Raw genomic sequence first — 11,446 nt, 5'->3', positions numbered from 1 at the left:
CGTCCAGGCCGCGCTGGCACCCGTCGTGGGAGCCGACCAGGTGGCCCGCGTGCTGGGCCGGATCGCCGCCGCGATGTCGCTTCAGCCCACGCACGTCAACGGCGATCCGGCGCTGATCGTCCGCCTCGGCGGCGAGATCGACACCGTCCTGGCGCTGCGCGTCGACGACGGCCGCGTCACCGGGCTCTACGCCGTACGCAACCCCGAGAAGCTGTCGCGTCTGGACCAGGAAACCACCCTGCGCCGCTGAGCGGGCCCGGGGCCCTGAGGCGGGGGAACCGGGACCCCTGAGGCGCCGGAGAACGAGCCGACCAGGGAGGCCCCTCGCCTACCGCTGCCCGCCCGGCACCGCCGCGCCCCGGCGCCGCCCGTGCAACTGGAGGAAGAGCGCGGCCATCGACTCCTCCGGGCCGCACTCGAACCGCTTCACCACCTTGCCGAGCGGATTCCACAGCCGCCCATCGGGCATCCGCACACCCAGGGGCTGCCCGAACAACTCCCGCTGCTCCGGCCCCAGATCAGCCCAGGCGCCACCGGCCCGCCGCACCATGACCTCTCCGGCGTACCCACCGAGCCCGAACAGCGTCTCGGCCACCCGGCCCCGCTCGTTCCCGGCCCGTCTGAGGCCGTCCACCACGAAGTCCACGACGCGCAAGCTCTTGACCGAATAGTCGAGCGGCAGTCGCGCCCGTGCGTTGACGCGTTCGACGAACTCCGCGACGTAGTGCCGCATCTGAGGTGCCGCAGGTACCGGGTCGACGATCGGATGCATCAGTACTCACCTTCCTCACTGTGGCTCGAACCGCAGAAGGCGGTCCCTCAGTTCAAGCGTCCGGAACCCGGCGGGTATCACCCGGGGATGGTGTGGTGGCCGTCAGGGGTGGGAAGTGCCCGGCGTATACGACGCCTTCCAGAGGGCGCAGTGTGCGGAACCCGGCGCGGGACGGGAGGGCGGAATCTGACGGAGGTGAACCCATGTGGGTTTACGAAACGGGGAACTGACCACCGCCGCGCGCGAGGCGGAGCTGAGCAGAGCAGTCACCGAAGCGCAGTCGGGAGACGAAAGGGCCTTCGCCACCGCGTACTTGTTCGTCCAGCCGACGCTGCTCAGCTATCTGTACGGACTGGTGGGAGCCGACGCGGAGGATGTCGCCTCCGACACCTGGCTGGACATCACCCGGGACCTGGGCCGATTCCATGGCCAGGGCGCCGGATTCCGCGCCTGGGCCATCCGTATCGCGCACAACAGGGCCATCGACCATCTGCGCAGAAGGCGCAGCCGGCCTCGCGCGGCACTGTTGACCGAGGAAGCGTACGAGTTGGCAGGCCCCCAGGACACCGCCCGGGACGCGCTGGAACTCATCTCAACGCGCCACACCCTGACACTGATCGCGACACTGCCTGACCGTCAGGCACAAGCGGTCCTGCTCCGCACGGTCATCGGGCTCGACGGTGTCACGGCGGCGCGGGTTCTGGACATCCGGCCGGGGGCGGTCCGGTCGGCCGCACACAAGGGGCTGAAGCAGTTGGCACGGCAACTCGCGGAGGCCGACCAAGGACAGTGAGCGTAAGGCGGGCCGGACATCAGGAGTGGCACCAGGGTCCGGCCCGCGACCCTGGCTGAAGCCGGGGACCGACAGGGGCTCCTCAGACGTGAACGGTGCCCCCGGCGCTTTCGAGCCGGGGCACCAGCAGTGTGCGGACCAGCGAGGACTACCAAGGCCGGATTCCCTGGTCGAACAAGCGAAACTCCTCCGCCCGATTCAGAAAGCGTGCCGTGCCCATCCCCCACAGCGAGGTGTCCCCGAGCGGGCATTCATCACCATCGGCTCGGAGGAGCCGACAGAGGAACTCCACCATGCCGCAGTCGTACCGGGACCATCGCACGGAGCTGCGATCGAAGATCACAACGGGCCATTCATCCGGATTCTCCGCAGACGCGTCCCAGCACAGAGTGTCGGCGCTCGCGTCGGACCCCCATGAGATCAGACGAGGTTCGGCGCATACATCGAAACTTCTACGAGGCTCCCCCTGCCAGGTGCGGCGCGCGTGCCTTGTCTCAGCCGACATGTCATCGCCAGTACCGTGCTCACTCCATGACTCCGGCTCCAGGATGCCAAGACACCCCTCTATGACACCGGGGCCATAGACCGCCATGAACTGCTGGAAGTCGGCAGGAAAAGCCGTGCCCCAGGACGCCGAGATCTCGTCCCAGTCGATTGCCTCCGTCGATTGCCCCTCCGGTACGGGGAGCACAGAGCGAAGAGCCTCCAAGTGCGTCAATCCATGCCTCCGGCTTGAGGGCAGTTGCGTCCGATTCTGGCCACTCCAAGGGCATTTCGACTGGCGCCCATGGCGCGAAGACACCGCAAGGCACCAGCCGGAATGGGGATGTCAGACCTGATCCCAAGGGTCGTCGAAACCCTGCGCCCACAGACGACGCTCCTCAGCCAGCCTCAGATAGCGCGCACCGCTCACACCCCACAGCGAGGTTCCCCCGAGGGGAGGCTCGTCGAAGTCAGCCTGAAAGAGCCGACAGAGAAACTCGACCATGCCGAAGTCGTACCAGGACCACTTCCCGAAACTACGCCCCCAGACGACGACGGGCCACTCGTCCGGGTTGTCTCCCGACGCATCCCAGCACAACAGATCGGCGACTGCGTCGACCCCCCACGAGATCAACCGAGGGGCGTTGGTCACATCGAACGTGCCACGCTCCATCCGCCACGTGAGCCGGGCCGTCTTCGTCTCGGGCGTGATCCCCTGGCCAGCCTGGTGCTCGTACCAGGGCTCCGGTTCCAGAATGTTCAGGAAGTCATCAATGCCACCAGGGCCGTAGACCTCCATGAACTGCCGGTAGTCGGCAGGCAGAGCCGTGCCCCAAGACGCCGAGATCTCCTCCCAGTCGATCGCATCCATCGATTGCCCCTCCGGTACGGGGAGCATCGAGCGAAGATTTTCCAGGTTTGTCACCGCTCACCTCCGACGGGTATGGGTACCCCGGTATTTTGGTCATTGTACCGACCCAAATTACTCCCGTTGAGCAGTTCGTTGGGAATGGTCACATTGAACTTCATGCCCACGGAGTTGTCGTTGTTGAAACCGTAGGCGTGCATGTTGATTGACTCGGCCACGGTCCGGTTTCCCTTGTACTTTGGCGTGACCTTGTAATACACCGTCATTCCTGCATCCACCGCGTCCTTCACCATGATCTCGTATGTGCGCATGGTCTTGATGGTGGAGCCGCTCTGGAAGGTGTTCGCGCCCCGCGAACAGGTGGTGATGTTCCTCAGATCCGTTCCCGAACCGGTCAGTTCCGCTGCCAGTAGATGGCAGGCGTTTATGTGAAGCTTGGGGGGATTCATTCCATTGTGCCTTGCTGTCCTCTGCGCCCACCGGTATCCGGGCGGAGCTATATCTTGTACTTCCGGCGAGCTTCCCCTGCTTTTGTTCTGCGCCAGATAGTCCTCGGTCAGACACGCCTCCATACCGGTGGCCCGGCCGCCGTGCTTCTTGTCGGTGTCGCCGAGGTTGAGCCAGCCACCGCCACCGGCATTGCATCCCGCGTCTCCGCGCGGCGAGAAGGGCTTCGGACCGAAGGTGTCGAAGAGCCGGTCAACGGCCGTGTCCACCGGGCTCTCGTACCCGAGGGCCCAGCTCCCCAGCTCCACAACCGTGCCCACAGGGTTACGTTTGGCTCCGAACTTGACCGCGTTCTTGCCCCATTTCTTCGCGTCGCCGAGGAGGTCACCCCACCCGTAGTCGTGACCGTCGAGTTCGACACCGCTGACAGGGTTCCCGCCGGTGAAGGCATACCGGTTGCCCGTATACGGGTCGCTGCCCAGACCCATATCGGCCAGCGCCCCGTTGTACATGTCCCGGCTGGTGAACCGGTTCAGGCCGGGGCTGTAGTCGCGGAAGCCCATGTCGTACGTCCCCGACGAGGCGTCCCAGCGCTTGGCGTTGTAGCGGTAGGGGTTGTAGGCATCCTTGGCGGGGTTGCCGGGATCGGGTTTGTCGATGCCGGTGAAGTCGCCGGGGTCGTCGGAGCCGTAGGCCGAGTAACCGTACGTGGCCTTGGCGTTGCCGTTGGCGTCGGTGAGGGTCTCGACGTCCGAGTGGCTGTTGTAGCCGTAGAAGCCGGACTCGGTGGTGCCGTCGGTGTTGTGCTTGACCTGGGAGAGGCGCTCGCCCCAGGGGCTGTACTGGTACGACTTGCTGAGGGCGCCCGCGACCTCCTCGTTGAGGACTTCGCCGGACAGGCCGAGGTAGGTGTAGTCGGTGGTCCTGGTGCCCTCGGTGGTGGAGGCGGTGCGGTCGAGCGGGTCGAAGGCGTACGTGGTGGACTGCATCGTCCCCGTCGGGGTCCGCTTCTGGGACTCGGTGACATGGTCAAAACCGTCGTACACATTGCGCTCGACGACCTCGCCGCCCCGGGTGACCGAGTTCTGCCGGCCGAAGGGGTCGTAGGAGTAGGCCGAGGTGGCGCCCGAAGCGGTCGCGGAGGCCAGGCGGTTGCGGTCGTAGGTGAAGGTGGTGGCGGTGCCCTTGACGTTCTGGCTGACGACGTTGGCGTTGTCGTCGTGGAAGTAGGTGTCGGTGCCCGCGCCGTGGCCGGTACGTACCGATCGGGCGAGCCGGTCGGCGGGGTCGTAGGTGTAGTCCGTGGTGGATTCGAGGGAGGACGTGTGCTGGTCGGCGCTCATCCGCCGCGCGATGTCCTGGGCCTTGTTGCCGTTGGCGTCGTAGCCGTAGGTGTGCGAGGAGACGAGGGTGCCGTTGGGCTTCTTCTCGATCTGGGTTCTGACCGCGCCGTTGAGGTAGTAGGTGTGGTCGAGGGTGTTCTGGTTGGCCTTGGTCTCCTGGAGCTTGAGGCCCCGGGCGGTGTAGGTGTAGGAGGAGACCTTGGGGGCGGGGTCGGTGGCCGAGCGGCCGACCGAGACGGTCGACACCAGGTCGCGCAGGTCGTAGGTGTAGGCCGCGTACTGGTCGGGGTGGGTGACGGTGGTGGGCCTGCCGTTGGCGTCGTAGGTGTAGGAGGTCGACTTCTTCTCCTGGCCCGCCAGGGCCTCGGTCACCTTCGACACCCGGTTGAGCGCGTTGTACAGGACGGTGTAGGCGTCGACCTTGGTGCCCGTCGAGGTGTCGTCGATCGACGTCATATTGCCGTTGACGTCATAGGCGTAGGCGAAGGTGCGCTTCTCGTCGTCCGTCTCGCCGGTGGTGGTGCGGACCAGTTTGACGGCGTCGGCGACGACCGCGCCCGCCGCGTTCTGGGAGAGCTGGAGCTTGGCCTTGTTGCCCTGGGTCAGGGCGAAGGAGCCGAGCGACACCCAGGTCCCCGCGCCGGTGCTCTGGTTCCTGGTGATGTCCGTCGTGGTGTTGTCGGCCTTGGTGAGTGTGTACTTCGCCGCTGTCGCCGCGCCGCTGACCTGCGGGTACTTCACATAGGCGGTGTAGGTGCCGTCCCTGGGGACATTGAGGTTCCAGGTGAAGGCGTCACCGCCGGCTCCGGCGCTGTGGACCTGGTGGTCGTAGCCGTGCTGCCCGGTGGCGGTGGCCTTCGTCCAGGTGCCCGTGGCCGAGGTGCTCTGCGCGTCGGAGTTGTCGACCACGACGACCGCGCTGCCGACTGGCACGCCGTCGTCCGTCTTGGCCTTCAGTTTCCCGTCCGGGTAGTACGACCAGCCCATGGTCCGCGACGCGGTGCCGTTCGCGGAGGCGATCGTCCGGGCGGTCTGCTGCCCCAGTTCGTTGTAGTCGAAGGCGGTGGAGATGTCCCACGGGTCGGTGGACCTCTTCACCCAGCCGTTGTCGTAGTACTGGTGGTCCGTGTCGTTGCGGACCGTCTGTCCCTCGGAGGGCGGCAGCGAGGTCCTGGTCACCCGGCCCACGGCGTCGTACGACGTCTCCGTGTAGACGCGCTGGTTGTGCCGGGGGTCGGCCGGGTCGTACGGCAGGTACCGGCGTACCGGCCGGTTCAGTGCGTCGTAGGTGGTCTCCGAGGTGAAGTCGTCGGGTGCGGCCGTGTTCACCCCGCGCGGGCTGATCTGCCTGGTCGCGTTGCCCACCTGGTCGTACTCGTACCGGGCCGTCCGGTGGGTGGTGCCTTCATAGGGGGTGCGGACCTCGGTCTGTTTGCCGCGCTCGTCGTAGGCGATGTGGGTGGTGTTGTTCTCCTGGTCGGTGGTCTCGGTGACGAGCGAGTCCTTGTCGTACTTCCGCGAGGTGGACTTGCCGGCGGCGTCCGTGACCGTGGTGACCCGGTGGTCGAGGTCGTACGCCGTCTTCGTGGTGAAATCGGTCGGGTCGGTGGTGGCGTTCTTCTTCGGGTCGGTGACGGTGGTGAGGTTGCCGACGCCGTCGTACGCGTACGAGACCTTGTCACCCGCCGAGTTGGTGACGCTCACGAGCTGGTGGAGCTGGTCGTAGGCGTTGACGGTCTTGAAGTCGTCGGGGTCGGTCGTGGTCAGGGTGCCCTTGGGCTCGGTTGTGGTGCGGAGGTTGCCGACCTTGTCGTAGGTGTAGAGGGACGTGCGGACGGCGGCAGTGGCGCTGTCCCGCGGCGCCGTCGCCTCCGTGATCTGGTCCGTGTCGTCGTAGACCGCCGTGGAGACGGCCCCGTTGGGAGCGGTCGACGTGGTGACGTTGTCATTGGCGTCGTAGACCGGAGCCGGGGTGGTGATCAGCACTCCGCCCTGCTGGTCCTTGGGTTCCTTGTGGACCAGCGGACGCCCGTAGACGTCATAGGTCTGGGTGGTCTTCTTGCCCAGGGCGTCGGTGACCTCGCGTACCTGGCCGCGCTCGTCGTAGGCGTACGTCGTCGCCTTGCCGAGCGCGTCGGTGGTCGTCGCCGGATACCCGTGGGGGCCGAAGGCGCTGTTGGTGGTCGGGTGTCCGTTGGCGTCGATGGCCCTGGTCAGCAGACCGTGCGCGTTGTACTCGTACTTCGTGGTGTAGTCGTCCGGTACGGAGGGGGTGGCGACGCCCTTCGGGTCGGTGACCCGGGTCGGATTGCCGAACGCGTCGTAGCCGAACTGCGAGGTGCGGCCCTCCGGCGAGGTCGTGCGGAAGAGATCGGCCGAGTAGCCGTCGACGCGGGTCTGGTACTCGTACGTCGTGGCGTTGGCCGGAGCCGAGCCCGGAGCCGTGCCGGGCGCGCAGTCCGATGCGGGCGGTACCCCGGCCCTGTTCTGCTCCGCGTCCCGTGTCCACAGCGGGTAGCCGGTCTTCTGGTCGTAGCAGTAGGCCGACTTGGCGCCGTTGGCCTCCTCCAGGTAGGTCATGTTGTTGTCGGTGTCCCAGGCGGACGTGGTGACCTGGGACTTGGCGTCGGTGTACCGGATGCCGCGCCCGAGGCCGTCCGTCACATAGGTCGATGCGTGGTTCTCGGCGTCGGTGACGGTGGTGTCGGTGTGGGTGGCGTCGGCGGTGTTCGCCGCGTAGGTGAAGCCGGTCGCGCCCTGGAGCCGGTCGGTGAGGGTCCTGGTGCGCCAGTTGTTCTTCGGGGCGGTGCCCGCGCCCGGGACGTGGTAGGCCAGCCCGGTCGCCTTGCCGCGCGGGTCGGTGGCCCTGACCAGCTTGACGTTCCGGTCGCTCTGGGCCGCGTCGTAGGTGAAGGCGAAGACCTTGGGCTGGGCGGAGCCGTCCCCGTCGGTGAGCTGCCCGAGCATTCCCTTGGTGGTGTAGTGGAAGGACAGTTTCCGGCCGGAGATGTCCGTCACGGACTTCACATGGTCGTAGATCCGGGGGTTGCTGAGGTTGGTGCCCGAGACCTTGGCGCCCGCGTCGTTGATGTACTCGTATGTCGCGTCGCCCTTCTCCCAGTAGTCGACGGTCAGCGACCTGCGGTGAGCGGGGTCGGTGACATACGTCAGGAACTTGACGGTCCGGTTGTTCGAGACGCGTTCCACATAGGTGAAGTCCTGGGTGTTGCCGTTCTTGTCGACCGTCTCCGTGAGATAGCCGTCGCAGCCGAAGAGGAAGCGGGTGCCGTCCGGCCGGGTGAGGGTCCAGGCGTCGGGAACGGAGTCCTGGGAGGGCGTGCAGCTCAGGCCCGTCTTCATGGTGAGCCGGTAGTGGACGCCTGCGGGGGCGTGCCAGGTGCCGTCCGGCTGCTTGCGGAACAGATGGGTGGTGCCGTCGCCGTCCATCAGACGGATCTCGGTGGGGTTGGTCCGCGGATGGAAGTCGAGCGGTGCGCCGAGCCGGATCGGGCCCGCCGCCTGCGCCGACCAGCCGTGGCCGAGGACCGTGTCCGAGGTGTCCTGGGAGTTGTACGCGAACCGGGCGAACGTGGTGAGGCCCCGGCCGGGGTTGGTGAAGGCGTTGTACGACCAGACACTGTTGCCCGCACCGAGGTTGTTCAGCAGCGTCGAACCGGCGCCGGTGTTCTTGCCGGTGTACGAGTAGTGCTTCTCCATGCCCAGGTGGTGGGCCTTCAGGTCCTCCACGGCCACGTCCTGCCTGAGCGGCGGAATCCCGCCGGGGCCGGCCGAAAGCCAGGTGCCGTCCGCGACCTTGCGGATGTCCCAGCCGATGTAGTGCTCGGTGCGCTCGTTGCCGGAACCGGTGATGTCGGGTGCGCGGATGTTCGCGTGGACGGTCGCCGACTTGCCGGGCAGCAGGGCCGGAACGGCGGTCCTGAGCTGGTTGGCGGCGGTGGTCACATCGGTGCCGTCGGGCAGCTTCCAGGTGTACGACAGCTCCCGCTCACCGGCCGCCCACGCGTGCCCCGTGGTGTTGGTGATGGTGACGTCCGCCGGGTAGTTGGTGTTGGTCGTCATACGGGCCGGGGTGTTCGGCGCGTAGTAGGTGTTCTCTGCGGTGGCGTCGACGTAGATCACCCGCAGCAGGGGGCGCAGCTGGTGGTCGGACGCGCCCGCGGAGAGGAAGAGGGAGCGCTCCTGCGGGCCGGTGGCACTCTCGTCGTGGAGTTTCACCAGGGCGCCGTGGTTGCTGATCGGGGTCTTCACCCAGTTCTGGGTGAGTCCGGTGGCGTCCCACCAGTGACGGCCGAGGTCGGTGTTGATGGAGGGCACGTAGTCGGCGACCGCCGCCGAGTGGTCACCGCCGGGGTGGGTCCACGCATGGGTGGCGTCGGCCTTGTTCCAGGTCGCGGTGGTGTCGGTGAAGTTCCTGGTCAGGCCGTGCAGGTCGTAGCGCGCCTTGGTGGTGCCGGTGCGTTCGGTCTGGGTCGACCAGAGGAACATCCGGCTTTCGAGTACGGTCGCGGTGGCCGGGATGGCGGTGGTGGGGAAACCGACGACCGCGCGCGTCTTGCCGTACGTGGCCGAGTTGTTGCCCACACTGAGCCAGTGCTGGCCGACCGTGCCCTGCTCGATGGTGTTGAGATTGGTCGCGGGGTGGGCCGAGGAGAGTGTGGTGTCGTGCTGGCCGGCCTGGATGAGCCGCATGGTGCGGCCCGCCTTGGGGACGGCGACGAGCCGGGTCGGTGAGCCGAGCAGATGTCCGTCCCGGGTTCTGACCGCGATCTGGTAGTAGTACACCCGGCCGACCTCCTCCGGACTGCTGTCCGGGGTCGGGACCGCGGTGGTGTCGGTGTAGTGGGTGGCCGTCTTGGCCACGGGCGCGACCCGGGTCGCGGCGGAGGGCGTGAACACCTGGTGGGTGGAGCGGTGGAGCTGGTACTCCACCAGGTCCTGGCCGGTGTCGCCGCTGGTGTTGTGGTAGGCGGGCCAGGACAGTTCGGGCCCGTTGCCGTGGATGACGGTGGGCGAGCGCAGTGAGGTGCCGACCTTGCCGAAGGTGACCGTCAGCCTCGGGATGGTGGAGGTCTCACCGCCGTAGTCGTAGTCCGCGGCCTCGTAGGAGGGGCCGCCGAGCGGTGCCGTGGCCGACTCGTTGACGGCCTTGATGACGAAGCCGTGGTTGGCGGTGCCGCTGACCCACTTCTGGACGGTGTCGGCGACGGCGAAGTTGTGCCAGGCGTTGTGTTCGCCGATGTCCTTGCGGATCTGGGCGGCGTTGACCAGCCGTACGGCGTCGGCCATGGTCCGCCGGGACGCGTCTCCGGTGTCCCCGACGGTGATCCTGCCCGTGTCGCCCTTGGTGAAGTCGATCTGCGTCGTGCCGAGCCGGTGCCATCCGGGGCTGCCGGTGGACTGGTTGAGCGTGAAGTGCTGGGTCGGCTCGGCCGAGGTGACGGTGTACGGCGCGGCGGTGGCGCCGTCCGCCTGCGGGGTGGTGTACGCCTCGACGCGATAGTCGGCGGTCTCGGGGACATGCGGCTGGAAGGTGTACGACTCGCCGGTCGCGGCGTTCTTGTTGTACGTGTAGTCACCGCCCACGCCCGTACCGCTGACGCGGGGCCACTCCCCCACGGCGGCCGTCCCGTGGTCGCCGTCGTCGATCTGGACGGAGGTGGCGGACTGTTCACCCGCCAGCGCGCTGGTGTTCTGCCAGGTCGCCGTGGCCTCGTTCCAAGCACCCGTCGCCCGGTGGACCTCCACGTCCACGTTGGTGGAGCTTGTGGTGTGGACCTGGTCGTAGTACAGGCTCAGCCGAGCCGCGTCGATCTTCGAGCCCGCGGGTATCTCGTCCAGCGGGAACTTGATCAGGGAGCGGGCGATGCCCGACGCGCTGGTCTTGCCGACCGCCATCTCCCAGGTGCCGTGGTAGTTGGTGGCCGGATGGTCCGAGCGGACCATCACATCCTGCGAGGTCCCCGCCGACGGCGCGATCGTGATGGTCGGGTCGATGACCACCGGATACCGCCGCTCGGGCGCGGCCAGCCACCGGGCGTCCGGGGTGAGCGTGACGCGCCACCTCTTGCCGTCCCGGCTGAGCTTCTGCGAAACCTTCCGGCTGAACGACGTGCCGTACGGCGATGTCCGGTCCTTACGGCTGTCGGTCATGAAGGCGGGCGGGATCACCAGCACCGGGTGGGCGGGGTCCTCGCCGAAGACGGCGATCGAACCATCCGGGCGTTCCCTGGGCCGGAGCGCCCCCGCGTCGAGGGTGAAGACGTACGTGGCCGGTTTCGCGGGCCGTTTCGCCAGGGTGATGTTCTCCTTCACCCGGCCCGCGCCCACCTGGTACGACACATCGGCACCGGCGGCCAGGCCACGGTAGGTGACGGTGTCGCCCTGGGCGGTCGGCCGCACCCCCTGGGCGGCGCCCCGGAGTCCGAGAGTGACCGTATGGCCGTCGGCGGTCCGAAAGCGCATCAGCTTCGCCGGGTCGGAACCGAACCAGCTTCGGCCGGTGTTCGTGGTGTTGGCGAAGACGAATCCCTTGTCCTTCGTCGCCCGCACGGCGGTGTCGATGGGCTTCCAGGCCGCTCCCGACCGATACGAGTCCGGGGTGGCCGATAACTCCGCCTCCACCCGCCCGTCCGACAACTGCCAGAATCTGGCTTGGGGTGTGCGGTGCCCGGCCAGTTCCTTGATTCGTTTCGCCGGTGGCGACTTCTTGCCCTTCGGCC

Annotated in this window: 5 protein-coding genes and 1 pseudogene; 3 read left to right on the top strand and 3 right to left on the bottom strand. The window is 67.4% G+C overall.

Annotated elements, in window-relative coordinates:
* Window positions 1-250: pseudogene (locus tag ACWF94_RS20310) on the top strand (RNA polymerase subunit sigma-24); the annotation flags it as partial.
* Between the two features lie 78 nt (window positions 251-328).
* Here ACWF94_RS20310 and ACWF94_RS20305 read toward each other — a convergent pair.
* Window positions 329-772: a hypothetical protein gene (locus tag ACWF94_RS20305; protein WP_453489950.1), complete on the bottom strand. Its 444-nt coding sequence runs from the start codon at window positions 770-772 to the stop codon at window positions 329-331.
* A gap of 205 nt (window positions 773-977) precedes the next feature.
* Here ACWF94_RS20305 and ACWF94_RS20300 point away from each other — a divergent pair, with 205 nt between their 5' ends.
* On the top strand, window positions 978-1,565 hold the full coding sequence (locus ACWF94_RS20300; RefSeq protein ID WP_453489947.1) for an RNA polymerase sigma factor: 588 nt from the start codon (window positions 978-980) through the stop codon (window positions 1,563-1,565).
* 829 nt (window positions 1,566-2,394) lie between these two features.
* Here ACWF94_RS20300 and ACWF94_RS20295 read toward each other — a convergent pair.
* Both ACWF94_RS20295 and ACWF94_RS20290 read right to left on the bottom strand, forming a co-directional pair.
* Window positions 2,395-2,919, bottom strand: a complete 525-nt coding sequence (locus tag ACWF94_RS20295) for an SMI1/KNR4 family protein (protein WP_453489944.1) — start codon at window positions 2,917-2,919, stop codon at window positions 2,395-2,397.
* A 50-nt stretch (window positions 2,920-2,969) separates the two neighbouring features.
* Window positions 2,970-11,276, bottom strand: coding sequence for a DNRLRE domain-containing protein (locus ACWF94_RS20290; RefSeq protein ID WP_453489941.1), 8,307 nt, complete (start codon window positions 11,274-11,276; stop codon window positions 2,970-2,972).
* Here ACWF94_RS20290 and ACWF94_RS20285 point away from each other — a divergent pair.
* Window positions 11,257-11,446 (top strand): hypothetical protein (locus tag ACWF94_RS20285; protein WP_453489938.1); only part of this gene is annotated, 190 nt, incomplete at its 3' end. The two genes, ACWF94_RS20290 and ACWF94_RS20285, sit on opposite strands and share 20 nt — an antisense overlap.

It is taken from the genome of Streptomyces sp. NPDC055078 (genome assembly GCF_053607985.1).
The sequence above is the reverse complement of the archived record's forward strand: the minus strand, read 5'-3'. Positions and strand labels throughout refer to the sequence as shown.